Origin of the sequence: Parendozoicomonas haliclonae, from assembly GCF_900174585.1 — a bacterium.
GTDB classification, from domain to species: Bacteria; Pseudomonadota; Gammaproteobacteria; order Pseudomonadales; family Endozoicomonadaceae; genus Sansalvadorimonas; species Sansalvadorimonas haliclonae.
The window spans coordinates 73,775-100,019 of the sequence record NZ_FWPT01000013.1; the positions used below are offsets into that span (position 1 = coordinate 73,775).

Here is a 26,245-nt window from a genome sequence, read left to right on the forward strand (position 1 = left end):
AGTGGGTTACACATCACAGTAGATTTTTATTCGCACTTTGATGACTTAATCATCAAGCGGCGACAAGCGTAATAGCTCAACAGTACAAACTCAATCCAATATCCAATATCCACGCTGAAAGTTTTTAATAAAACCCGTAAGGGATTAAGTTTCTTTTATTCGGTGGAGATAAATCAGGCACAGTCGCAGCTAGGCAGAAACAGGGCGGATTTGGTCTGCACAATTGCCATGTTGCAGAATAGCACCACGGCATAGACTACGGCTGTCATCTAGAGATGCCTCCCACTCCAACATCTTTAGATTGTTCAGGTAAATCCCTGCTTAAGCCGGAAAGCACTATGCTTTCCGGCATTTTATTGCTTCTATTGTTTTCTAGCACCCCGCTCAAGAATCAAACGCTCAAGCTCACTCTTTATCACACCGATAGACTGATCCCGTGGCCCGTTATCATCCGGGTTCGGATTCACCAGCATATTCATACTGGCGTTCACCTCAAAAACCAGCAACTCGCCAGCCTCTGTCACGTGACAATCAATACCAAAGTAATCGAGCTGCATGGCCTCTTCTATCGCAGCCAGTTGTTCCTGTATCTGTGGCAACACTTGCTGCTGAAAGATCTGCAAGGTCTCAGCTTCTTCCCGGATCAAATCCTCTCTTTCGTTCATAAAAGTTCGGGACGAGGAGTGAATCATCCAGTGGTCGCTAATAATCATATGCCTGAGAAAGGCCTTGCCTCCCACCATGGCAATTCTGTACTTCCGGTAAAGCCCATCCGCCGAGCGATAATCAACGAAAGGGGTCAGGTAATACAGACTGCCATCCAGCGCATAGACATTCGCGGCCATCTGCACCTCCTGCTCATTACGCAGAAGAAACGTGCTTTTCCCGCCATGGTCACCGGCCTTACGTATAATGACCGGAAACTCCAGCCCCAGATGAGACATGGCAGCTAAAATACCGTCACTGCTCCGAGGCTGGATCAATGACGTCTCCGGCATAATCACCCTGTCAATGCCAACCAGTTTCTTGCTGACTTTATCTCTGCGGGAATTCAGTACCGCCACAGGATGATTGATCACCGGGCAATTCTGTTGCTGACACAGTCCAGCCGCCTTTTTCAACGCATTCACATGGGTGTCTGCATCGCTGATTTCATTAAAAATGACATCCGGCCAGAATGAGAATGTGTACTTCTGATCTTCTTGATGACCGGACAAATAAAACCGTTGGTACACGTCTTCCGGTTTCTGATTCAAAAATGGAAAGACATTCGCTGTTCCGCTGATCACCTGCTGCATCTTGCCTTTGTCATCAACAAAGGTCTGCAGCATTTGACTGTCTGGTAAACCACACAAAAAAAGCGCTTTCATAACGGCCTGCTGTTCTTGTTCTCATTAAAAAGCCCTGCCTTTCGGCAGGGCTTCATCATACTGACAGATGACGTTTATCAGAAGTCGTAACGAATCTTCGCCTGCAGCTTGTCAGACTTAAAGCCTGACGCCCAGCGGTGATCGTAGTTCAAAGACAGGCTGACATTGTTATCCATCCAGTAGGCGACCCCGACACCAGCTTCATAGTTAGTTCGCTCAGGATCAACACCACGGGTCTTGAAGTTGATTGGCAGACCAACAACCTCAGCGGAAACATCAGACGCTACCGCATTATTTTCAAAGTCGTGGTACACCATAAAGCTGGCTTCCGGCAGCAGAATACCGCTATCGACTTCGACCAGATGGCTGATGCGGACGCCGGCACCCAGCTCCAGTACCTTAAAGTCATCAACCTTCACCCGGGTAGGGGCACGGTTATCGCTGTACTTCTGGGTATAGGAACCGGTGTCCATCACGCTGTATTCCAGGCTGAGGCTTGGTTCAATCAGCGTGTCCTTGTTGTTGAACCAGAACTCACGGCCAGCAGCCACCCGGGCACCATACAGCTTGCTGTTGTAATCAGCAGTCGCCTTAACGGAGCCGTTATAGCTCGTGCTGTCGGTATCATTCACACCCAGGTTAATGATGGAATCAACAAACCAGTCATCACGCTGCCAGTTGCTGTACACACTAACCTGATAGCTCTTGATCTCCGTGCTGGCGGAAGACGCAGAAACATTCACATCAGCATCGGCATAACTAAGTGCTGCGCCCAATGTGTAAGAGTTGCTCAGATCCAGGTCGCCCCCCAGGGTAAAGCCGTTAAGATCACTACTGTACCCTTGGAAAGTCACACCATTATTGCGCTGACGATCCTGATCGGCTTCGGCACGAATAGCCTTGAACCAAACACCGCCACTTTGCAGCAGATCACCAGAGGAAACACCGGAGCGGCCGCCATCACGCTGATCAGCCAGATGCGCCAGAATGTTGGAGAACACTTCATTCTGAACCTGACCGGAAGCGGCCAGAGAAGCCTGCAGAGTATTCAGGTCCAGATCGGCAATAGCACGACGCAACTCTTCTTCAAGGTCGTCAGCATCCTCAACATCATCGAGGGAACCATCAGGACCAGTTTCATCTTCTGGCTCTGGCGTTGGTTCAGGTTCTGGAGTCGGCTCCGGCTCAGGGGTTGGCTCTGGAGTCGGTTCTGGTTCAGGCTCTGGCTCCGGTACATCCAGCGAAGCCACGAGCTGGTTAATGGTATTGGTATCCAGATAGTTATCAATCACATTGGCAGCAGCCTGCTGCTCAAGGCTTTCAATACTGTCCTGCAGAGCACCAGCAGCGGAAGCAACGTTCGCTTCTCCAGAGTTATCGAGAACAGCCTGCTCAAGATCATTGGTGCCGATAGTGACATCAATATTCTGATCATCAATTACAACATCATCGATCGTAAACAAGATCGAGCGTGAGCTGACGACAGGTTCGCCGGTGATACCATCTTCTGCCGTCAGTACTCGATACTCTTCGGTACCGCCGTACTCAAAATCACCCCGATAGTCCGGAGTCACGACCAGTTGAGCACCCTCTTCAAAGGTGGCGGCTGCGCCTGCAACCGTTACTTCACGAGCAGTCTCTTCTTCACCTACAACAGCGTTGAAGCTCTGCTGTTCCAGAGTAATACGGGCCTCGGTATTACTGGCCTGCAGATTATTGGAAGCATCCAGCATTACGGACAACGTACCCTGCTGGTTCAGGCTAGCCTCGTAGTAAATATTATCGCTGCCTGCGGGGGTATCCAGCCGACCGGATTCAGCAATATCCAACTGAGTCAGTGCGCTGACTTCCACAAAGGCATTCAACTGCTCTTCTGTTTCAAACATCAGAGGGCTGTCTTCACCATTATCGAATTCTGGTAACACGGCTCTTACTTCAGGAAGTGATTCTTCCTCAACCGGAGCACTAAAAATACGCTCTGGCGACAGGATATCTCCCGAGAACATTACGGTTCCGGTGATATCAATGGAGTTGGCGCCGGAAATATCACCATCGACGGAACCACCAGAAAGGATCAGAGTATTGCCTTCACCATTGGCTGGTTCAAAGCCATTCTCAAAATCCATTCCCTGGAAGAAGATCTCACCAGAGACAGTACCATTGGACGTGATGGTGTTGTTCTTTCCAAAAACTTCAACAGCGCGGGTAAATGACTCACGGCGATAGTCTTCGTTGAATTCACCATACTGCAGGCCGCCAATCAGTGAGCCGCTGTTAGTGATGGTGTTGCCTTCACCGACAACCTGAAGTGCGGCACTGCTTTCAGAGCTAATGGTGCCAGTGTTTACAAAGGTATTTTCGTTGGCTCGCTTCCCAAGGTTGAGAGAGCCAAGGCCAACACCGGAAGAGATACTATTAGCCTCATAGCCTGTACCATCGCCAATGACATAACCATAACGGCCACGTAAAAAACCTTCCTGATCATAGAGAACTTCAGCTTGAGCAAGATCGTCCAGCTGTTCTACAAAATCAAGTTCCGATGTTTGGTCCGATGTGAGAAATTCTGCTAAAGCTTCATCGCCCATCGAAGTACGGAAGAGTGTAACTTCAAAGACAGTACCGTCATCAAATTCATCAGCATCACCGATCAATACATAATCATCAGTGCCTGGCTTCCGCATCAATTGAGTAGTTTCATTATCAAATTCAACATCAACAGATTCGTATTGATAGAAATCAAAGTCATACTCTAATACTTCTATACGATCAGAGGGAGCCTCGGAAAAAATTTCGCCATTATTGATAATATTAACATTATCAGAGCTAAGTAAGAGAGCTGGAGTTTCTGATGCGTAGGTTCTTAAAACACCGGACTCATCATTCAATACATCCCCAATATTTTCACCATCAATACGCAGCGCAGCACGCGCTATAGATTCTACCGTTCCAGAGTTAGTGACAGATTCCACGGAGCCATCATTACTTTTGACCCGGAACGCAACAGACCACTGGGATGTAATATCTCCGGTATTGGTTATAGACCCAACTTGGGTATTTGCGCCGGTTTGCACAGATAGACCATAATCACGGGATTCTACTGTACCACTATTTAAAATGTCGCCGATGGACGCGTCTCGTCCACCGTCAACAATGATATTGATACCACTATCCTTTTGTGAGGAGATAGAGCCGATATTGGTTATATCTCCAGCCTGCGCCCCTTCATAAACTCGCACAATAAGGCCATCCCCTGCCGCCCTTATTGTGCCAGTATTCAAAACATCACCAACAAATGTGTCTTCATTGGCGGTCAGAACAGATATTCCAAACCCATAACCTTGTCCATCTTCAGTAACAACATCAACAAGACCGCTATTGGTGATATTACCCACGGAACTACGGTTCATTACTTCCGCAGATATTCCCCTATTTCTGGCATAGATATCACCAGCATTATCCAGCTCTTCAACAACACCACCGTTAAGGTTGATATCTATTCCTGTTGAACCACGGAAAACAGTTTCCTGACCTGTTTCATCATTCCGTTCTTTTTTTCCTATAGTGGCCCCTTCAAGATTGCGTATAGCTTCAGTTGTGCCACCATAGACTTGTGCCCAGATCGAAGCACCATTCGCGAGTATCTCACCACCATTTTCAATAGCGCGGATTGAGCTATCACTATTGTTTGAGTAAATACCGATTGAACTTGCATTGATCTCTCCGGAATTCTTTACAACCCCTGTTTGAGAGCCATCATTAATTTGAATAGATACACCTTGAGACCTTGCTTCAACCTTACCGCGATTATCAACCTCACCGATAGCAGCGTCACTTGCTTCAACGAAAACACCATAACCATCTGCATCAATAGTGCCGGTATTAATTACCTCACGAACATTTAGAACTTCACTATCAAATGCACCTGTGGTTTTAACATGAAGACCATTCTCATAAGGAGATGCCGTAGCAACAATATCGCCTTCATTAACAACGGACCCCAGAGAATTTCCGACTTCTTCATTAGCATCAGTTTCTATATAAACTGATCCGCAGCTATTCTCACCCTCTGAAGTCACAACATAATCTTCCCCTTCACCAGGCAATGAATTCGGTTCACTGCATGCCAATGCGGTATTCTGATAACTGGAAAGTGCCGTAACGATAGCTGCACTCAGCAGCGATCTTTTGAATACATCCATTTTTTTCATATTTGTTTTTCTTTTTAATTAAGAGAGACAACAAAAGACAACGCTGCAAGTATATTTGCCAGCTCCGAGGACGTCGCCTGTCCAGAAAGGACACCACCTGTCGCTTAAAGACAACTTCACAGTGAGAGGCAGTTCACACAAAAAGACCGACAAAAGCTGACAGCAAAAACAAGAAGCCTGACAAATGCTGACAATAAGAATTGTAGTTTCTTTGCAGTGATACAATTGCCACCAAAGTCTCTACATGTCGTGTGAATGTCGTATATTAAAAATAAGAAAAATCATTTTATTTCTTCCTACTGTCTAGGCGAACTGATCAAGAGCATTAATAATATTCTCCCTGAGCACACTCGTTACGGCTTAAAGAATAAAGAAGACCTGTCCGTCCAGGAGATAGAACATTTGCTTCTTCAAGCACGATCATCGGGAGTTTCCGAAGCAATTTTCTTGCAGAGTGGAGCTCAACTTAACTTTGGGACATTAGGATTTCCTGCCGATATCGCACGACTGGCAGACAGTCCTTATCATGCCTACAGTCTTTTTATTCATTATTCTCCCCTGCTGACCAATCTGATTAATATCCAAGTAAAGTCAAAACAAGGTCAACTGGTGGTGTCTCTGGATAATAACAACCTCTCCGATGATCTTTTCCGCAATCTGGCTGAATATTTTATCTGTGCACATAACACAGCCATTATGAAGGCATCACCTGATGCCAAAATCATCACACGGCTGGCTTGGGATAAACCTCCACAGACTTCTCTTGCACTATACCAAAACCTGCTAGGCCAGGAGGTCACCTTTGGTTGCCAAACGACTGAGATCTGTTTTCCAGAAAATGTAATCAAACTGCAAATGCCCCTCCATCGCATCAGGATGCGTAATGCTTTAATGCTGGAAGCAAATAGTCTTATGGAAGGGAATACGGATGAACAAGGTATTGTAGAAAAAACCCGCTCGACTATTTCTGAACTCCTGGGAAACCGGGCCCTATCTCTTTCCAGCGTTGCCGAAAGCTTCAATCTTACGACCAAGACTTTTCAACGCCGTCTGGCCGCAGAAGGAACCGTATTTAATGATGAGGTGAATGATATCCGTCGTGAAATGATGGAAGAGCTGATCGCGGACAAACAGCTCCCGTTAAAACAAATTGCAGTCAACCTGGGCTTCAAAGAACCCCGCTCATTCAACCGCTGGGTTCACCAGAACTATGGCAAGGCCCCGGCTGAGCTGAGAGCGCAATAGCAACAGGCTGATTAGGCCATCAATTCACCACAACCAGCGGCATTTTCTCATCGTCATCCGCCACCTGTACAGGTAATGAATAGGAGGCCTGCACCGGGCGCACCATCTTCTGCCCCTTGCGCGCCAGTTTGACCGCAGCCGCTGCCACAGCATCCACTATCACCTGCAGTTCATGCCCCATCCGAGCCGTTGCCACCAGCATGGTCAGTGAACCGGCCAGAGTCAGCAGGAGTCCGGCGACATGCGCCCGCTCCAGTACAATATCTTCCCCGGCATTACTATTAATCGCTCCGGCAAAACTCAGGGCATAACAGATGCTGGACAGAACGCCCACCAGCATCACGGTTTTGCGACAGCCGCTCTTCAAAAGCTGTTGAACACTTCCACACTGCCACAAAGCCTCACAATAACTGCGCATATCGCGCATAACCGCACGAGGCCCCTGCTGCATTTTACGTCCCAGTTTCTTCAGGCTGTCACCAAATACCTTCAGGTTGTCCTTAACCAATGCCGCCTGTCCCAGGCTGCGCCCGGCCATAAAGGCGGCAAAGATAACCTGCCAGCCGATATATATACCGGCAACGGCTAATGGAGATGCTCCAACAGAGGTAAAGGCAATCAACGGATTGATAACAGTTGCTGCCTCGCCCCAACTGGAGATACCAGTCAGCACAGCCAGGCCGACAAAACTCGCTGTTAACCAGGGCCATGACCACTGACTGCGGCTCAGCCTGGCATCGCTGGCCAGCTGTCGTATGCCTTTATCATTCAATCCGGCCTGACGAATTTCACGAATGGTATTTTTGGCTTTATCCCCCGGTGCCGCCAGACAGGTCCAGCGCAACAACTTCTGGAAGCGGGTTTCACTATCCGGTTCCAGCTTCAATACCTTGCGATACGCCAGCTTGCGACTTTCAGCGCCCTCATCGGCCAGACTGACATCTTTGCCCAGTTGCTCCAGAGCTTCTTTTAACAGATGCACTGATCGCTCTACCCGCTCCTCTTTGGCCTGATCCATTCCCATCCAGCCATAGGTACTGCGGTTAGCGAGAATATGGTAGAACGGAAAACTGCCAACCAGCTTCATCGCACCCACCACCAGTGCTCCGGTATAACCGAGTGGCTGAATCATTCCCCTGTACGCCATACCGGCAATGGCACTTGTTGAACAGAAGGCCAGAATGCCGGAAGCATAGAACCCCGGATGAGTACCTGGCCCTTCCAGACGCAAACGGTTCACACCAAACGCACCCTGCAGACCATCGGAGATATAAGCCAGACCGGTAATAGCGATAGACAACGGCATCTTGGCAAAAGGCGGGATAGGCAGAAAGGCGGCCAGTCCAGCAAGCCCAAACCAGCGATTGGAGCCATTGCCAAATAGAGCAATCGCACCCAACACGCCTCTGTGTACCCGGTGGTGGTTCAGCTGCTCATCCTTGGGTTCATTCACCATCTCCTGATGCACCTTATCCAGAGCCGACCAGATAGCTTCATCGTCAGCCTCGACTCCAAGCTCCCGGATCAGCGGGGTCAGATGCTTCTCTTTAAGCCCCTGTCGTTCAAACTGGTATTTCAAGCCGGCATTTAAGCCTTCAAAAAAACGCGCTGTGCGGGCTTCAGGAGTTTCCGGTATGAGTGAAGGGCTGCCTGTTGATGACAGCTCAACACTGCGCTCCATTAAAGATTCATTAGCAGGGCCATTAGCCTGATGCCGGTCCGGTTCCGGGCTCTGACGGGATGAAGATGAGACCGGAGAGACACCTTCCCGCTCACCGGAAGGAGAGGAGGAAGCGGATGACATTCCTCCACCACCGTTATTAATAAGCGGTGATGCCGCCATGTCCGATATCAGTCTTGATTCTGTATTCATCTCGCCCTCTGCACGTCAGCCTTATCTTGATCAGATATTGAGACTGACTCGCAGGGCTTTTTCTTCTTAATCCAAACATAACCGACAGCTGAACTAACAGCCCATCAATGCTTACCTTCTGCAAAAGGTGTCCCGGAAAACAGCAGAGCGGCGGGGTCGAAATTATCACTGGAACGTCGGGAACTGGATAAAGATACCGGTTCAGAATGAGATTGACGCTGCCCTCGTCTAGAACGGCCGTGGGCTGGTGCCGTTTGTGGTCGATTGCTACGGCTTTGCAAATACCTTTTCCGGATTGCCTGAACAACAGTATTACCGGCAAGCATCTCCTGCTCAGCCTCCAGCTGCAGCTCCTCCTGAGCGGCCTCATCAGCCTGAAAGTCATACTGGTAACGATCCACCCTCACGGCTCCATAACCACGTTGGGTGTAATCCTGAGACTCATAACAGTGATAAAAAGATTCAATGATGGATGAGTTGCTGCAATCATCATCGAGCCAGTTCACATGCACAACCTCTGGAATTTTCAAACGCTGATAAAGCTCCATATCTGTCCAGGCATCACCATAGGCAGCCACCACCTCAAAAGAATCGCGAATCCTGGTAATGGCCTCTTCCTTGCTGTTCATCATATTTTGACTAACCAGATCGTCATCCTCCCAGGCCTGAACCATCACATCAGCAAGCCTGTCGCGCATAAACAGCGGCCCGGGTGGCAAGCCCTGCTGCCTTAACCAGGCCTGACTGACCTCACGACCAGCGCCAGTGCGGGCGGTTACGTAAAAGATCGCAATACCTTCCGCTCGGTAACGAAGCACTTCTTCAATCATGGGAGGAAAGGGCGGATAGTCCCTCATAGGCACACTATCAGCGTGCATTTGGGTCAGAGTCTGATCAAGATCAAAAACCACAGCCTTGGGTTTTGGGCCTGCCTCTTTCAACGCAGGGTTGGTAAACGCCACCAGACTGACCGATTGATAGAGCGAACGACTGCCACCGTTATTGGTCATAATTTCCAGTCTGACCGGCGTAAAGCTAAAAGCGTCCTTAGCCTTCTGTCCCGGCACCAGCTGCCCTACCAGTTCAAAGACTTCTTCATTACCACACTGGAATCCATCTCTGCGATTGGTCAACACCCACTCCTGCTGCTCAAAATCAAAGACGGAAATACGTAATGAGAGGTCGTGCTGCTCCCGCTGATGGACCGGAGTCTCCTCTGTCCAGCCGCATAGAATAGCCAGACGATGCACTCCCGGCCCGGGCTTAATCAAAGTATCGCGGATATAAGCCTTTATCAGACCCGCGTCATAGGAAGAACTCTCATTGGGGGCAAAAGGAAATATTTTCGCCGCATACCTTTCCAGATTTTCGTAAGGGCTTGCCTGAAGGATGCCGCAGGGAACAAGAAAGAGGATCCAGAAGTACCGTCCCCAATTCAACCACCTTCTGCTTATCTCACGACTTTTCTTGTTATTGGCTCTTTTTTTCTTTGGAACAACACAATCCATAACAGCGGTTTCTCCCCGACCAACAGTTTTTTTGGTGTGACACAGTTATAGACAACGCTGACTCCTCATTCGCATTCATTCAGGCATTTTGTTGGCAGAACACTTACACTAGCTCCCAAAATAAGAAGGACATTCTCCTCGTCATGCCCGCAGATTTTCTGATTACCCTTTTGTTGGCCGCACCGGCTCTGGCAGTGTGGCTATGTATTCGCTTTCCTTTATTGGATCGTTTAGGCGCTGCACCGCTCTGTTTCGCTCTGGGTTTTAGCCTGGGGCAGATTCTTGAAGCCTTGACGGGTACAACCTCATTTCGCCCACTGGCCGGCGAAGCCTTGGGTATTGTTATAGCCTTCGCTCTGCCGATGTTGCTGTTCTCTTCCGACCTGCGTGCCTGGGTCAGGCTAGCCCGTACCACTCTGCTGTCCATGGCGTTGGCTATGCTTTCCGTAGCCACTCTCGCGGTGGTTCTGTCGTTACTGTTTCCCCATATCGTTGATGAGCTTCCTGCCGTTGCCAGTATGGCCGTGGGTAACTTCACCGGTTCTCTGGTCAATGGGGCAACTATTAAAACCGCTATCAATGCCAGCCACGAAAGCTTTACTCTGGTTTACGGATACGATGTGCTGATCTCCAGCTTCTATCTGCTGTTCCTGATTACTTTTGCCCATCGCTTTTGCCAATGGCTGCTGCCACGTTTTCAGGGTGTCGCCAACATGCCGGATAACGAAGACGACTCCTCGCTGTTTGAAAAACCAGGCATGCTGTTAGATAAAAAAGTCTGGAAAGGACTGTCTCTGCCATTGGTTGTTAATCTGGGCATTATTGGCCTGACGCTGGTGATCACTCAGCCTTTGAAGGGAGAGGTCAGCTCGGCTGTTGCCGTGGTTGCCCTGACAGTCTTTAGCCTGGTGGCCTCACTGAACACCCGACTACGTACGACCAAAGGCACCTATGCACTGGGCAATTATTTGATTCTGGCTTTCCTGGCATTGTCCGGTGCCATGCTTAACGAAGAGATACTGGAAAAAGCGACACTGGCTCTATTGCTGTTCTTTATTGCCCTGGCCGGCGGTGCCTTTCTGCTGCATCTGTTGCTGTGTCGTTTACTGAAAATTGATGCTGACACCTTTCTGATTACTTCCGTTGCCTCCATACTGTCTCCCCCGTTTGTGCCGCTGGCCGCCAGCGTAATGAAAAACAAAACCCTGCTATTAAGTGGTATCAGTGCGGGGGTTTTGGGCTATGCTTGCGGCAACCTGCTGGGTTTAATGACTTTCTGGATCATTCAACGGGCGATAACGCTGTAAGACACTGTGAGACGCTGTAAAAAGTTGTAAATAAACTGCTGCTGAGAACATGCGCCAGGCTCATTCCGGTAAGGAAATGGGCAGACTCTTGGGAAAAAGCCGCAATTTGTGGTCACACCTATATTGTCCTTTCAGTAAATTTCGCTAACATACCGGCCTTTTTGATTGATGGAGCAGGCAGAACAGATGGCATCTTTCGTCCCGGGACAACGCTGGATCAGTGATACCGAGATCGAACAGGGGCTGGGCACAGTTCTAACATTTGACGCCCGAACAATTACCCTGCTCTACCCCGCGACCGGTGAAACCCGGGTATACCGACTGGAAAACAGCCCGCTGACCCGCGTGCAGTTTGAACCAGGCGATTCCGTTGCCAGCCACGAAGGCTGGATTCTGACTGTCACAAGTGTTGAAGAAAAAAACGGTCTGCTGGTTTACACCGGTACCGATGAAACCGGTGAAGTCCGTGAGCTCCCGGAAGCCGGGCTCGATAATTTTATTGAATTCAACAAGCCGCAGGATCGTATGCTGGCGGGTCAGATCGACCTGAACAGCAACTTCTCCCTGCGCTACCAGACCCTGAGTCATTACAACCACCTGTGTCAGTCCCCATGGCTGGGCCTGTCCGGTGCCCGTGCCAGCCTGATTCCTCATCAGCTACATATCGCCCATGAGGTGGCTGATCGTTACGCACCACGGGTTCTGCTGGCCGACGAAGTGGGCCTGGGTAAAACCATTGAAGCCGGTCTGATCATCAACCGTCAGCTGCTCACTGGTCGCGCCTCCCGCGTACTGATTCTGGTACCGGAACCACTGGTGCATCAGTGGCTGGTGGAAATGCTGCGCCGCTTTAACCTGCGCTTCAGCGTATTTGATGAAGAACGCTGCCGTAATGCGGATGGCGATAACCCATTCTCCAGTGAGCAGCTGGTACTGGCCAGCATCAGCTTCCTGCGTAACAGCCCGGAACATCAGCAGCAATTGATTGAAGCTGGCTGGGATCTGCTGGTTGTCGATGAGGCCCACCACCTGGAATGGACTGTGGAGAACGGTGCCGGCCCCGATTACACGCTGGTTGAAAAGCTGGGTGAAGACACCCCGGGCATTTTGCTGCTGACCGCAACCCCGGAACAGCTGGGCCATGCCGGTCACTTTGCCCGTCTGCGTCTGCTTGATCCTGATCGTTTCCACAGTCTGGAAGCCTTCCGGGAAGAAGAAGCCCGTTACGAGCCAATCGCTGAAGCCGCCCGAGAGCTGCTCGATACCGGTCGTATCTCCGAACAGGCTGCAGATAACCTGCGCACTCTGCTGGGTACCGAGGCTGATGGCCTGATCGCTATTGTGAACGATCCGGACCAGACCGAAGAAACCCACACCAAGGCCCGTGAACAAATTATTCGCACCCTGCTGGATCGTCACGGCACTGGTCGCATCCTGTTCCGTAACACTCGTGCTGCCGTTCCAGGCTTCCCTGGTCGTGCGGTTCAGTCTTACCCTCAGGAACTGCCAGAGCTGTACAGCATTGCGCTGGAAGAAAATGCAGCCTCAGACCAACCGGTACTTAACCAGCAGGTCTTCCCGGAACTGGCCTACTCCGCCCATATCAAGGTGGAAGATATGGATCCGTGGTGGAAGGTTGATCCACGTACCGATTGGCTGGTGAACCTGCTCAAGCTGCTGCGCAAAGAAAAGGTTCTGGTGATCTGTGCCAATGCCAGCACCGCTATGGATCTGGAAAGCGCCCTGCGCATCACGGCCGGCACTCAGGCCTCCGTTTTCCATGAAGGTATGAGCATTGTTGAGCGTGACCGTGCAGCCGCCTGGTTCGCGGAGAAAGAGCACGGTGCTCAGGTTCTGATCTGTTCCGAGATCGGCTCTGAAGGTCGTAACTTCCAGTTTGCTCATCATCTGGTGCTGTTCGATATGCCGGTGAACCCGGACCTGCTGGAACAGCGTATTGGCCGTCTGGATCGTATCGGCCAGAAAGAGACCATTCGTATCCACGTACCTTATATAAAGGGCACCGGTCAGGAGCGCCTGTTCCACTGGTACAACGAAGGTCTGAATGCCTTTGCTGACACTTGCCCGGCCGGCAGCTTTGTATACTCCAACCTGCAGGGCGAACTGCAAGCCTGGCTGCTGGATGCCATGCCAATGGGTGAAGATGGCGAGCGTGAACAACCACCTGCGGACTGGAACTTCGACACCATCATCGCACGTTCCCACGCTATGAATGAAGAAGTCGCGCAGCATCTGCGTCGGGGTCGTGACCGTCTGCTGGAACTGAACTCCCGTGGCGCGGGCAGCAACCGTGACCTGGTGGGTGAAATCCGCAGTGAAGACACTCCGAAGACCCTGTCCAAGTACGCTGAAAAGCTGTTTGAAAGCTTTGGTCTGGACACTGAAGATCATTCCAAGAATGCTCTGATTGTCCGCCCGGGCAGCCAGATGAGCGTGACCAGCTATCCGGCTCTTCCTGAAGATGGCACTACTATCACCTTTGATCGTGATACCGCCCTCTCCCGTGAAGATATGCAGTTCGTGACCTGGGAACACCCCATGATTCGCGAAGCCATGGATATGCTGCTGACCAGCGAAACCGGTAACACCGCCTGTTGCGTGATCAAGAGCAAGGGCCTGAAGCCGGGTCTTATGCTGATGGAAGCGATCTTTGTGATTGAAGCCAGCGGCAGCAAGAACCTGCAGCTGCAGCGCTTCCTGCCGCCAACGGTTCTGCGTACCCTGATTGATCCTGCGTTGAACAATCTGGATGCCAAGGTACCGTTTGCCAGTCTGGATGCCCAGCTGCAGAAGCTGAAGACCAGCACCGCCCGCAAGGTGGTGAAGTCCCAGCGCGAAGCAGTGATCAAGATGACTAAAGCGGCAGAGAACCACGCCAAGGGACAGGTGGCGGATATCGTCAATACCGCCTGCCAGAACCTGATGAACAGCATCACCCAGGAGATTCGTCGTCTAGCCGCCCTCAAAGCGGTTAACCCGAATATCCGTGATGAAGAAATCGAGTTCCTGAAGCAACAGGCGGCGATGGGTTATCAGCAACTGCAGAAAGCCCAGCTGCGACTGGATGCGATTCGTCTGATCTTCACCACCTGAGATCAAACGGCTCTTTGCAGATAAAACAAATCCCGTTGCAGATAAAACAATCCCGGCTCAAGCCGGGATTGTTTTATCTGTATTCTCTTAGTGCCTAAGCCCCGTTGTTCGCAGCCGGATAACAAGCTCCCTATCCAGCTCCGCAATCACACTGTCCAGCTTATGCTCTCCATCCAGCTCAATACCGGCCTCTTTAAGAGCCAGAGCATAATTGACGTCTATTTTCAGAGTTCCTGTCGCAGCTGTGATAAATGACCGATCAGAGCTGGAACCCTGCTCAATCTTGGTGGCTACATACTCGATTATGCCCTTCATCTTCCCCAGAGTCGGCACTGTCAATGCCTTTTTCATATAGTCACTCAGACTACGACCGGCCGCTATCTCATCACAACTCATTTCACCGCCGTCACTATACCGCCTTGCTGGCATCATTGGTTTTTTGGGCTGGCCGGTGTCTATCTTTTTCACCGTGACGCTGGCACCTCGATAGGAACCTTTGGCTGGGAGCGGGTTATTCTTGGCCAAGCGAGCCTGACGGCTCTGAGAGCGGGTGACAACCTTCGGCATAATCTCTTCTCCTGCAATCTAACTAAGAACCGGTGAGAGAAATATTCCAACACCCGAGAAACTCTGCCATGCCGCATGACAGAGATGACACAAAGTAAAAATAAGTGGACGTCTGTTAACTATCCTTTCCCTTTCGAGTTCGGGTAACCAGCTCAAGAACAATAGCCGTTTTAATATCCAAAAGGCTGTGGGAACCATCCAGTGTTGCCCCCCACTCCTGAAGTCGTTCACAGTAATTCAGCAACATCTTCAAGCGCGCAGTCTGAACCCAACTAAAAGGCCTCAGTTCAAAACCGACATCTCGCATATGCACCTCTGCGGCACCCCGCAATTCCGCACACATCTCAGATGCAGTTTTCGATCCCAGAAGCATTTGCTGACCACTGTCCAGCGCCTTAAGCTTTCTGACTTCTGTAAGCGTTATAGGTCGATCATTGAACGTTTCAACAGGAATCCCTTCCACATACGACGCCTTGCCATCAGCAGTTTTCTTAACACCACGACCTTGATGAGTTCCTTTTTTGGGTGGTACGGGATTAATTTCAGCTTTTCGTGCCGCACGGGCAGCAGAGCGGGTAACAGCCTTGGGCATAACGTCTTCTCCTGATGAAACAATGGACAACTACAAAAGAGAGACGTTTTTTAGGGAAGGTTCCGCCGTCAGAAGACGTTGTTATTCTTTCTGACGGCTTTGGTAGAGGACTCAACGGAAAAGAGACAGTTAACCGAAAGGCTTGGGGACGTTTACATCAGGCTACGGGAATCCAGCGCCCAAACCTCATAAGCTGGTGTTTCATAAGGGTGGGCTGTTTTCAGTGCGGTGATGGCTGCCTCAAGGGCGTGTTCTTCACAGACCAGCTCCACCTTGTACTCAACCACCTGCTCCACTTCACCATGGCTGCCGATATGAGGATCACTGCCAGCCAATGGACGGAACTGCCCGACACCTTTCGTCTGCCAGCAACAATTATCATAGTCGCCTATATGCCCAGCACCGGCAGAGAATACAGCCGCTTTGACGTTCTCGAGATTCTCTTCCGGTACAAAGAAGCACATTTTGTACAGTGTCGTTTGGGAGGCAAGCGACATCAGACTACCACCTGCTGATTAAACACCGGGTTGGCGTATATTTTCAGGAACCAGCTACGGGCCTCTTCGGGGCATTGCTCCAGACGCTCCCGAAACAGAGCTTCCTGCTTTGCCAGATCAGCACCATCAAACTGATCACGCCAGCCATCATGCTGTTCGCGGCCTTCGAGAATATCCCTGGCCAGCCAGTTAGACGGCCACAGGCGATAAAGACTGTGCATCTGTCGGTCGATCTCTTCCGCCACCGTAACCGGGGTTTCCAGTTCCGGGTTAATGGGCGTGCCAAAAGCGACATGCACCCGCCCTTTAAAACCTTCAATACCGGTGACGATACTGTTCAGGTCTTCGTTTTCTTCTTTGTTGTAGCTGCCATTGGTGGTGCGGGCAACCAGCTCACGGGCCTTGGCCACATCGCAGGGGTCATACTCGTAAGAGATCGACACCGGCACAATATTCAGGTGATTCAGCATATCGGAGAAGCTGAGTTGATCCGCCCGGAAGCCCATATGCAGCATCTTCAGGATGGCAGTATCGGTGCGGTCATTCCCATCCTTTGCCCGCCCTTCACGCTGGGCAATCCAGACATTCTCCTGCTCCCCCAAGGAGTGCCGGATATAAGCCGAGAGCTGCAGCAAAGCCTGCAGTTTTTCACGGCGACCGGTGATGGAACGACGAACAATAAAGCTTTTATTCAAACGCATCAGATCACTGATGTAGGGGCGACTGAGCAGGTTGTCGCCAATAGCAATCCTGGCGGTGTTTCTGCCGGTCTCATGCAGCACATAGTTGACCAGCGCCGGGTCCATAACAATATCCCTATGATTGCTTAACAGAAGACAGGGTTTGTCTTTAGGAAGGTGTTCAATACCCGACCATGTCAGTTCATCGGTGGTGCGGTCTATCACTTTTTCCAGCATCGACTTGATGCTTTGCTGCAGGGCGTGAACATTATCCACACCAGCCACCAGCTTGCGCAGCTTTCTTTCCACTAGCGGGCGCATCAGGTTGCGGGCAAACTCCGGCATCTCACCAAACTGGAAATGACCAACAGCATTGAGCAACTGTTTGTTTCTGACAAGTTCGTGGAGAACCGGAGCCACCTCTGCATCATGATAGGGGCGAATATCGTCAAATGATTCCATAGTTCGAGGTGGACTATCGCTGTTTATAACCAGTGCGCATTATATGGCGGCACTCTGACAAGTTCTGTTTCAACCCGTAGCCTTTCATAGCTGGATTGTAAGCAACATTATCCTGAACCAGACAAACCTACAAACCTTATACATTCGCACAAACATTAACACTTACTAATATTGCGGTATTTACGCGAACCGGGTAAGCGTTATAATCCCTCTCGAAAAAGCAGCCTTTGCCTCAGAATTAATAAACAGGGCAACCAAGATATGAAAGCATTTATCGAACACTACCTCTTTCCTGCCAGTGCACTGCGAAATGCTGCAGGTATAGTTGCCTGCACGCTGATGCTGGCACCTTCGCTTTCTGCTGCAGTGAATGTAGCGGATACCGAAACCGCTTTGCAGGCAGGCGGCTCTCAGGCGACACAAGCCATCGAAAACCTGAAGCAGGCCTACAATCAGAATGATCCAGTCGCTACCCGTCTGCTCGGTGATGCTTACCTGCAAGGTTTAGGTGTAACCAAAAACTCCCAGACCGCATTCGACTATTTTTCCGAAGCTGCCCGCAAGGGTGACAAGCTGGCCCAGCTGCGCATGGGAGAGAGCTATCATAAGGGTCAGGGAACCGATGCCAACCAGATCACTGCCTGGGTATGGCTGACACTGGCCAGTGAAGATGAATCACCGGTTAAAGAACAGGCGATCTCTTTGCGCGATACGGTTAGTCAGTCCCTGAATGAAGCCCAGCAGGATCGTGCAGAACTGCTGACCAGCACCATCCGCCAGGTGGTGGCACTGGAAACAAAATAATTCTTCTTGAGGGTCCGGATCATGATCAAGGTCTATAGCCCACAAAATACCATGGAGGCCGAGTGCCTCCATGACATGCTGACCAGCCACCATATTCATTCCCATATTGGTGGCGCCTTTTTACAGGGAGCGACCGGCGAGCTGCCGGCTCACGATCTGATTGGTCTGTATACCGACATTGCCGATGCCGACCGGGCTAAAGAGTTAATCGATACCTGGCTGAAAGCTGAGCCGGTTATTGAGGATGAGTAAACTCACACCTCAACCTTCAGGGCTTCCCGAATCAGATTGCGACTGCTGAAGTTATAACCGGTCAGCTTGCTGACCAGGCTCTCCTTACCCAGCAGACGTCGGGTAATCTCCACCAGCCCCAACCCTTGAGCATCTAGCGCCTGTGCGTCACGGCACAGCGTCAGCAGGTTTTCCAGCTTGGCCGCCATGGATTCCTTCCCCTGCTCCACAATCCCACGATGCGGGCAGAGCAACACTTCAAAGTCGAGCGCCAGTACTTTGCGAATACTGTCGATCAGTTGTTGCAGGTTTTCATCGCTGCGCAACAGCTTGATGGACTTGGACACATACAGATCACCGCTGAACAACCATTTCTGCTCTGGTAAAAAGAAGACGGTCAGGTCCTTGGCATGCCCGGGCGTGTGTACCGAAATAATCGGACTGCCATCGGAGAGATGCAGGGTTTCAGGAAGAGGACGGGTTTCCACTGGGATGGGTGTTCCCCAGATCATCTTCTGCAAAGGCGGGACTTTATAACCCGAGGCCAGCTTGGCTCGTCCAAGTTCAGGTGCAAACGGAACAATGCCCGCCAGTTTGGCAATACGTGCGCCATTACCGCTGTGATCCTCATGGTGATGGGTAATCAACAGCTGCTCGACCGGCTCACTCTCAATAAACGGCTTAACTTCCCGCCACTGGTTGGGTGGGCCGCAGTCGATCACCGTGCCGCCAATACGATAGACAATAAACATCGTATTGATACCGCCATTCACCTTGCCTACATGAAGACCTTTGGCTGTCACCCCTGTGCGAGGACAGGTGAGACTGTACTTCCCTCTAACCGACATACTTTTACCCGGCCACGATCGGCCTGTTAAAAACTGATTCTCTTTATTCTATGGCCAGTGCGCTCAGAGCCAATGACCAAAACGCTCTTAACGAATGGCGAAGCTCTCATTCAACCAAGCGCCTCATCGCATTCGACCAATCCTCTGTTACCGACTATCCATTAAATCAGCCTGGTGAAAAAACGCTTTACTTAAACTTAACTTCAAGTTTTATCCTTAAGCCTGTAGACAAAAATAAGTGGGAGGAAACAATGATTCATCTTGAACATATCAATCTGGTGGTCAGCGATATCCCCCGGGCTCTGACGTTCTATCAGGCGGCCTTTCCCCATTGGTCCGTTCGCGGAAGTGGTAAAGGTGATTGGTACGGTGCTCCTCGCAACTGGATACACTTTGGCGATGATTATAACTATCTTGCCTTCAGTGATCATGGCCGTGGCGAAAACCGGGATTTGAAAGGGTCTCAGGTGGGGCTGGCGCATCTGGCTTTTGTGACGGACAACCTGGATCGCCTGATCGACAGACTCTCCCAGGCCGGCTTTCAGCCCCATAACGAGGGTGCTGAAGATCCTCACCGCAAAAACACCTACTATCTGGACCCGGATGGTTTTGAGGTGGAGTTTGTGGAATATCTCAGCGATCTGCCCAAAGAACGCAACTGCTATCGGGAAGAGCCTTCAGATTTGAAGCTGACCAATTAACTGGCCAGCTTCAACCTGCCCATTCAAACCGGCATCAGGCTGCGCGCTTTTTGGCCTGCTGCCAGGCCTTGCGCATATAGAAGGAGTATTCGGGGCAATCGACCTGCAGGGTATGACTGGGAGACGGGGTGTAATCGTCTTTCATCATCCGGTCGAAATCCTGCATCTCTTTCTGCATGGTGGCAGAGCTTGGCAAATTCGCTTCGCCCGCCAGTACATCCGCGAGAAACTCCGACTGCAGCTGGGCGATCGGCATCAGAGAGCAGATCGGCTGCACCAGCCCGATAAAGGCAATATTATCAATCTCCGGATCAAACACCCGCTGCCAGAGTGGGAAGCTGTTATCCGGCGCATCAATAAAGTTTTTATCAAAGAACGGGAAGGCTACATCGTAACCCGTGGCATAGATAATGGCATCAACCTCTTCCTCCGAGCCATCCTCAAAGCGCACCTTATTCCCCAGCTTCTCAACAATATTGCCCTTGGCCTTGATATTGCCGTGAATCAGACGGTTATAAATTTCCTGGGAAACCGTGGGATGACGGCTGCTCATCGGATCCTTCGGTGGCTTCAAGCCCATCCGGGCCGGGTCACCGGCCAGCAGTTTAATCATAGTCTGCTGGAACAGATCTTTCAGGTTCTTGCGCAGGTTGCGGGGGATCAGCGTTCGGCTCAGGGTTTCAAACAGTGAAGGTTTGACCATCGGATGACGAACAAACTTATCCTGGGCAAAGTTGCCAATCACTTTTGGAATAATCCACACCCCGGAACGCTGGGCCAGATAAACAGTCTTTGCCCCCTGTCCGGTACGCGACAGCTCACAGGCAATATCCATAGCCGAGTTACCTACACCTACGACAACAACCTTCTTGTCCCGCAGATCAACCGGACTGCTGACATCGATATAGTGGTGCGCGTGAATCTCCAGGCCATCGAAAGAACCTGGCAGCTCAGGTGTCCGAGGCTTCCAATGGTGACCATTAGCCACCACCAGATAGTCGTAGGTTTCCGTACGCTGCTCACCCTGATGATTCAGAGTCACCTGCCATTTCCCACCCGCATCTTTTTCGCAATGCTCGACAGCGGTGTTGAACTGGATATGCGGACGAACATTAAAGTGATCGGTATAACGTTCAAACTCGGAAAGGATTTCCCAGTGTGGCGGGTACTCTGCAATCTCATCCCGGAATTTAAAGTCCGAGAGTTCCATCATTCGCTTGGAGGTATTGATATGCAGCGAGCGATAACAGGTGGACTGACCATTGTCGTTTTCAAAACGCCAGACACCACCGATACCACTGCCCTTCTCAAAAATATCGACCGTAATCCCTTTCTCCAGCAGACTCTTGGCACTGATCAGCCCGCTGACACCGGCACCAATAATGGCGACTTTCTGACCCTGTTCAATTTTCATCGATACTTCACTCTTATTGTTTTTTTGTGCTGTTCGTCTCATCGCCAGCCGAAGCAGTCGGGAGGGTGTTTGATTTTTCAAAGGCCATGGATGGCCTGCTAGCTCTGCAGGGCAGGACAGCCCATCAGAGCGGAAAAATCAAATTCCCTGCCGGCATGCGGAAACCGGAGGGCCGCAAAACCATCAAAAACCATTCAGTTTTGCCATCACAAACCGTGTCAGCCGTTTCGGCAGAAACCCTTCAATAGCGACCAGAAAACGGAAATCCAGTGTCATCGGATAATGCACCTTTTTTCCATGGGCAGCTTTCCAGATCTGTGGTGCAATATCTTCGGCGGTCAGCTTGATACCCAAGATATCCATGGACTTCAGACGGTTAGCGTTCTGCACCATCGGGGTATTCACAAATGGCGGCATAATATCGCAGCAACGGATGCCGTGATCACGCCACTCAATCTCCAATGCCTCAGTAAATCCCTTAACCCAGAACTTGCTTGCGGAATACACCGCTTCATGGGGAGTACCGTAAACGGCAGAGGCCGAGGACATATTAATCACTACCGGCTGGTAAGCTCTGGCTGCTGCTTCCTTTAACAGCGGCAGCGCTGTATAGGTACATTGCATCATGCCGGAGTTATTCACCGCCAACATGCGCTGATAGAAATCAAGGGAAGGTTCTTCAAAGGGGCCATTCCACAACAGCCCGGCACAGTTAAACAGCACATGCAGCGAACCGCCGCTGGCAACAGCCATCAGCTCAAACGCTTTTTCAATGGATTGTTGATCGGTAACATCAAGCAGGCCACCGACACAGCGATCGCCCAACTCTGCCTTAAGGGATTCAATACCGGTCGTATCAATATCAAAGATACCAACCAGATAGCCCCGTGCGTGGAAATACTTTGCGGTTTCCCGACCGATGCCCGATGCAGCACCGGTAATGAAAATGCTGGGAGTCGACATAGAAATACATTCTTTTTATTTTTTTCGTCTCGCGATTCTAATGCGGACTCCCCGGCTCTGACAAAGTAATTTACCAATTAGACGACATTTGCCTCATCCAGCCAGAGCAGAAAAGTCTCTGGTTCTGGTCGCACACGGTAATTATCAGTCTGATCAGCTGCAATCACTCGACCGTTGCCGTCTGCCAGAATCACCGTTGGCAGAGTGGTGTCACTGTCATAGCCCAGCGCCTGCAAACCTCCCGGCAATCCATCTTTATGGGCAATACCGAGAATCTGTGCAGCCTGATTACCCTTATCCACAAGAAAGGTCATGGGGGCATCGAAACGGCTTGCCAGCTTTGCAGTTTCGGCATGCGGTTGTGAAGAGATCATCAACAGCTGCACGCCACGATCCTTCAAGGCCTGATAACCTTTGGCGATCTCCTTAATCTGCGCCATACACAGCGGGCACCAATTGCCCCGGTAGAACAGCATCAATACCGGCTGTCCGGCAAACTGCTGCAGAGTCACCGCCGCACCTTCACTATCCACAAAAGCCAAATCGGGAAGCCGTTTCCCTTTGAGCAGCTGCTCTGACTCTTCCCGTCCCAGACGGGAATACCAGAACACATAAGCCAGCAGCCCTGTCCCAGCGACAAGCGCCCCAATTTGAACCCAAATGTCACCGAAGATCAGTGCCGCAATAACTCCAGCCCAAGTTGGTAACTGAACGGGCAGCAGCAAAGAACTGGTTCGAGCTTTAGGCGACAGGAACAGTTGAACAAAGAACAGCAGCCCGGGCAGTGCAGCAAGCAATAGTCCGACATAGCCGACACTGGCGGTCTGCCATAATCCATATCCGGCCCATAGCGTTAAAAGCGACAGTACAGTTATATATGCACTGATAAAAACGGATTTGATCAAGTTCATAACGGGGTCTTTCTTGTTTTGGTTAGTGATTCCGTTAGCGATACGCGCAGGGTCTCAGTTTGGTTTCACAATTTACGGGCAACCAGATGATAAGTATGCCAATGCTTCTCTTCCCCCAGTGCCGTCATACCTGCTTCATCTCGTTCCTTAAACCGTAACAGCTCATAACCGGTGAACAATGCCCTCACTTCATTCTCTGTCAATGGATTCAGAATATGACTGGGGTCTTTCAACCATTCATCGTTATATCCGATAAAATCACCCGCAAAGATGCCGCCAGAATCAAGAGAGGCATCGATTCGCGCCCAAGTCTGGGGAAACTGTTCGGGGTCTGCAAAATAGAGACTGTTATTCGCCACAATCAGATCAGCTTTCGGATAGCCATAATTTTCGAAATCAGCTTGCTGCAAATGCAACCCTTCCTGATCGGCAAAACGCTGCTGACACACGGCTATGGATTGCTCGTGGCAGTCAAAGGCATGAACCTGAAAACCCTGTTCCAACAGATAGTGAATATCAGCACCGGTGCCACAGCCACAATCAATCGCAACAGGGTCTGGTGGATTTATTAATGACACAGCAAACTCGGTGCGCTTTTTATGTGGGAACTTCAATACCTTCTGGTAGTAGTCATTCCACAATTGATCATTGGTTTTTTGGGACATGTTGACTTCTTATTATTGTGTTATGACAAAAAGCGCCCCGGAAGGCGCTTTCAATAAATATAGTTTCAGGCAATCTCGCGCTTATAGGGCGGCAACGAATTCAGCAGCGCATGACCATAACGACGAGTGACCAGACGACGGTCCAGAATAGTAATCCGTCCTTTATCCTGTTCTGTTCGCAACAGACGACCACTAGCCTGTACCAGCCTGACCGCTGCATCCGGCACAGAGATATCCATAAATGGATTGCCACCTCGGGCTTCCACCCACTCAGCCAGTGATGCTTCGACGGGATCATCAGGAACGGCAAAAGGAATCTTGGCGATCACCACGTGCTCACAATACTCTCCGGGCAAATCGATACCTTCAGCAAGACTGGCGAGACCGAAGATCGTGCTCTCCTTGCCAGCATCAATTCGCTCCCGGTGTAGCCGCAGCAGTTCCTGCTTGGAATAATCATCCTGCAGCAGAATCTTTTCCCGCTGATCACGGTCCAGACCAAAGAACACATCTTTCATCTGCCGGCGGGATGAGAACAACACCAACGTACCCCGGGCGATATCCATCAGCCCCGGCAAGGTTTCGATCAGTTCATCGGTATGCTCATCGGCACGGCTGGGATCAGAACTCATGAGCGGAATCACCACCGTACCGGCATCACCATGGCGGAACGGGCTGGGCACACTTTCACAACGGCTGTCGTAAGGCACACCGGAACGAATCTTGAACCGTTCAAAGGAACCGAGAGCGGTAAGCGTTGCAGAGGTGACCACGGCACCCCAGGCGGTATTCCACAAGTAGTAGCGCAACAAGCCACCCGCCAGAATCAGGCTGGAGGCCACCGTTAAATCCTGGCTTCCATTGTATTCAGTAAACTCCATCCAGCGGGCGGAAGGCGGTTCGCCTTCCGCATCCGGCTTGCTCCAGGACATCCACAACTCATGGTTACCCTGCAGACGGGCAGCCAGCGTACCAATAGACGGCAGTATCTGTTCCGCCACCAGCGAATCGACGCCGGGAATATCTCCATCCAGCGCTGACTTAAGTTCACTTACAATACGGTCGGTCAGGTCACAGGTCATACTAAAACCGGCTTTCATCCGACCAGCCATCTCCCTGATCTCATCCGGTACCACACCATCCGGTAGACGGTAAACCATGGTGCGTCCGGTTTCGCTCTCAGTCTTTTTGCTGAAGTCGGCAATGGAGAGCAGCGCCTCGCGCATAATCGCTTGCTCGTCTTTCAACTCCTGGAATTTCTTTTCCAGCTGTTCAAACCACTCGCCAATCTTTCCTGGCAGAGAGTGCGCACTCAGAATCCGGCCCAGCAGCTTGGCTGATTGATCCAGCCAGCGGGCGGTATCATTCAGGCGGGTTTCGTGGGCAAAGTGACTGATGGCCTTGTCCGGCAGATGGTGACCTTCATCAAAGATATACAGGCAGTCTTTGGGAGCTGGCAGAATCGCGCCACCGCCCAGCATCAGATCAGACAACACCAGATCATGGTTGGTGACAATCACATCGACTTTATCGAGGCTGTCACGGGCCCGATAGAACGGGCAGCCCCGGAAGTGGGCACACTTGGGACCGGTACACTGAGCGTGTGTGGATGTCAGGCCATGCCAGTCCTGCTCATCAATGGTATCCGGCCAACTGTCCCGATCGCCATTCCAGCTGCCGGAGGCCAGCCGGGTAAGCATCACTTCGTAAAACTCTTTGGCCTTATCATCCAGATCGATATTAAAGCCTTCCTCGGCAAACAAGGTCATAGTCGCGGAGTTGGCCTGACTGCTTTGCAGCAGAGTATCGAGTTTTTGGGTACAGAGATAACGACGACGACCTTTGGCCAGAGCAACAGTAAACTTCAGACCACTGTGTTTCTGAATCTCCGGCAGATCCTTGTTAAGAATCTGCTCCTGCAACGCCACAGTTGCAGTAGAGATCACCAGCGTTTTATCTGCCGCCTGTGCCAGTGGAATACCAGCCAAGGTATAACCGACAGTTTTACCAGTACCGGTTCCCGCCTCAATCACACAGACAGCCGGATCAGACTCACGCTTACCTTCGCTATCCATATCGATCACGCCAATAGTCTTGGCGATCTCGGCGATCATAATTTTTTGTCCCAGACGCGGCTTCAGCTCCTTCTTTTCAAGGAACTGGCTATAGGCTTTCTGGATTGTCTGGCGCAACGCCGGAGCGACCTGGGACATGTATCGAACCGCAAACAGAAATTAATAGTGAGAGTATACCGCTACTGTATAAATATGCAGTTGTTAAATGCC

Annotated in this window: 20 protein-coding genes; 6 read left to right on the forward strand and 14 right to left on the reverse strand. The window is 50.8% G+C overall.

The window, feature by feature from the left end; translation table 11 throughout:
* Window positions 1–362 precede the first annotated feature (362 nt).
* Both EHSB41UT_RS21785 and EHSB41UT_RS21790 read right to left on the reverse strand, forming a co-directional pair.
* Complete coding sequence (locus tag EHSB41UT_RS21785; RefSeq protein ID WP_087112976.1) at window positions 363–1,370, reverse strand: ATP-grasp domain-containing protein; 1,008 nt, start codon at window positions 1,368–1,370, stop codon at window positions 363–365.
* 77 nt (window positions 1,371–1,447) lie between these two features.
* Window positions 1,448–5,578 carry an autotransporter outer membrane beta-barrel domain-containing protein gene (locus EHSB41UT_RS21790; protein WP_087112977.1) on the reverse strand — a complete coding sequence of 1,377 codons (4,131 nt, stop codon included), beginning with the start codon at window positions 5,576–5,578 and terminating at the stop codon, window positions 1,448–1,450.
* A gap of 255 nt (window positions 5,579–5,833) precedes the next feature.
* Here EHSB41UT_RS21790 and EHSB41UT_RS21795 point away from each other — a divergent pair, with 255 nt between their 5' ends.
* Window positions 5,834–6,823, forward strand: a complete 990-nt coding sequence (locus tag EHSB41UT_RS21795; protein ID WP_087112978.1) for a helix-turn-helix domain-containing protein — start codon at window positions 5,834–5,836, stop codon at window positions 6,821–6,823.
* A gap of 19 nt (window positions 6,824–6,842) precedes the next feature.
* On the opposite strand, the gene EHSB41UT_RS21800 is transcribed toward EHSB41UT_RS21795, so the two are convergent.
* Window positions 6,843–8,696, reverse strand: coding sequence for a hypothetical protein (locus EHSB41UT_RS21800; RefSeq protein WP_133060617.1), 1,854 nt, complete (start codon window positions 8,694–8,696; stop codon window positions 6,843–6,845).
* 104 nt (window positions 8,697–8,800) lie between these two features.
* Window positions 8,801–10,135, reverse strand: a complete 1,335-nt coding sequence (locus tag EHSB41UT_RS21805; RefSeq protein ID WP_087112980.1) for an LNS2 domain-containing protein — start codon at window positions 10,133–10,135, stop codon at window positions 8,801–8,803.
* A gap of 212 nt (window positions 10,136–10,347) precedes the next feature.
* Between EHSB41UT_RS21805 and EHSB41UT_RS21810 the strand changes: the two genes are divergently transcribed.
* Window positions 10,348–11,511 (forward strand): DUF819 family protein, encoded by a 1,164-nt coding sequence (locus EHSB41UT_RS21810; protein ID WP_087112981.1) that lies wholly within the window; start codon window positions 10,348–10,350, stop codon window positions 11,509–11,511.
* A 186-nt stretch (window positions 11,512–11,697) separates the two neighbouring features.
* A complete protein-coding gene (gene rapA, locus EHSB41UT_RS21815) occupies window positions 11,698–14,625 on the forward strand; it encodes an RNA polymerase-associated protein RapA (RefSeq protein WP_087113029.1) in 2,928 nt (975 codons plus the stop codon).
* An 87-nt stretch (window positions 14,626–14,712) separates the two neighbouring features.
* Here the strand turns inward: rapA and EHSB41UT_RS21820 are convergent, their stop codons facing one another.
* The 4 genes from EHSB41UT_RS21820 to EHSB41UT_RS21835 all read right to left on the reverse strand — a co-directional run bounded on the left by EHSB41UT_RS21820 (window position 14,713) and on the right by EHSB41UT_RS21835 (window position 17,423).
* Entirely contained in the window at window positions 14,713–15,192 is a 480-nt protein-coding gene (locus tag EHSB41UT_RS21820) for a hypothetical protein (protein ID WP_087112982.1), read from the reverse strand.
* A 115-nt stretch (window positions 15,193–15,307) separates the two neighbouring features.
* Complete coding sequence (locus EHSB41UT_RS21825; RefSeq protein ID WP_087112983.1) at window positions 15,308–15,784, reverse strand: hypothetical protein; 477 nt, start codon at window positions 15,782–15,784, stop codon at window positions 15,308–15,310.
* 152 nt (window positions 15,785–15,936) lie between these two features.
* On the reverse strand, window positions 15,937–16,257 hold the full coding sequence (locus EHSB41UT_RS21830) for a YqfO family protein (protein ID WP_087113030.1): 321 nt from the start codon (window positions 16,255–16,257) through the stop codon (window positions 15,937–15,939).
* A gap of 23 nt (window positions 16,258–16,280) precedes the next feature.
* Window positions 16,281–17,423 (reverse strand): 1-acyl-sn-glycerol-3-phosphate acyltransferase, encoded by a 1,143-nt coding sequence (locus tag EHSB41UT_RS21835; protein WP_087112984.1) that lies wholly within the window; start codon window positions 17,421–17,423, stop codon window positions 16,281–16,283.
* Between the two features lie 261 nt (window positions 17,424–17,684).
* Here EHSB41UT_RS21835 and EHSB41UT_RS21840 point away from each other — a divergent pair, with 261 nt between their 5' ends.
* Both EHSB41UT_RS21840 and EHSB41UT_RS21845 read left to right on the forward strand, forming a co-directional pair.
* The gene (locus EHSB41UT_RS21840) at window positions 17,685–18,227 is read left to right on the forward strand and encodes a tetratricopeptide repeat protein (protein ID WP_087112985.1); all 543 of its coding nucleotides are present in this window, start codon (window positions 17,685–17,687) and stop codon (window positions 18,225–18,227) included.
* A 21-nt stretch (window positions 18,228–18,248) separates the two neighbouring features.
* The gene (locus EHSB41UT_RS21845) at window positions 18,249–18,479 is read left to right on the forward strand and encodes a putative signal transducing protein (protein ID WP_087112986.1); all 231 of its coding nucleotides are present in this window, start codon (window positions 18,249–18,251) and stop codon (window positions 18,477–18,479) included.
* A gap of 2 nt (window positions 18,480–18,481) precedes the next feature.
* On the opposite strand, the gene EHSB41UT_RS21850 is transcribed toward EHSB41UT_RS21845, so the two are convergent.
* A complete protein-coding gene (locus EHSB41UT_RS21850) occupies window positions 18,482–19,306 on the reverse strand; it encodes an MBL fold metallo-hydrolase (protein WP_087112987.1) in 825 nt (274 codons plus the stop codon).
* Window positions 19,307–19,557: 251 nt separating this feature from the next.
* Between EHSB41UT_RS21850 and EHSB41UT_RS21855 the strand changes: the two genes are divergently transcribed.
* Window positions 19,558–20,007, forward strand: coding sequence for a VOC family protein (locus EHSB41UT_RS21855; protein WP_087113031.1), 450 nt, complete (start codon window positions 19,558–19,560; stop codon window positions 20,005–20,007).
* 34 nt (window positions 20,008–20,041) lie between these two features.
* Here the strand turns inward: EHSB41UT_RS21855 and EHSB41UT_RS21860 are convergent, their stop codons facing one another.
* From EHSB41UT_RS21860 to dinG, 5 genes are all read right to left on the reverse strand, one after another.
* A complete protein-coding gene (locus tag EHSB41UT_RS21860; protein WP_165767373.1) occupies window positions 20,042–21,421 on the reverse strand; it encodes a flavin-containing monooxygenase in 1,380 nt (459 codons plus the stop codon).
* 183 nt (window positions 21,422–21,604) lie between these two features.
* Window positions 21,605–22,384: an SDR family oxidoreductase gene (locus EHSB41UT_RS21865; RefSeq protein WP_087112989.1), complete on the reverse strand. Its 780-nt coding sequence runs from the start codon at window positions 22,382–22,384 to the stop codon at window positions 21,605–21,607.
* A gap of 77 nt (window positions 22,385–22,461) precedes the next feature.
* Window positions 22,462–23,295 (reverse strand): peroxiredoxin family protein, encoded by an 834-nt coding sequence (locus EHSB41UT_RS21870; RefSeq protein ID WP_087112990.1) that lies wholly within the window; start codon window positions 23,293–23,295, stop codon window positions 22,462–22,464.
* Window positions 23,296–23,360: 65 nt separating this feature from the next.
* On the reverse strand, window positions 23,361–23,960 hold the full coding sequence (locus EHSB41UT_RS21875; protein WP_087112991.1) for a class I SAM-dependent methyltransferase: 600 nt from the start codon (window positions 23,958–23,960) through the stop codon (window positions 23,361–23,363).
* A 65-nt stretch (window positions 23,961–24,025) separates the two neighbouring features.
* Window positions 24,026–26,173 carry an ATP-dependent DNA helicase DinG gene (gene dinG, locus EHSB41UT_RS21880; protein ID WP_087112992.1) on the reverse strand — a complete coding sequence of 716 codons (2,148 nt, stop codon included), beginning with the start codon at window positions 26,171–26,173 and terminating at the stop codon, window positions 24,026–24,028.
* Between the last annotated feature and the right edge of the window lie 72 nt (window positions 26,174–26,245).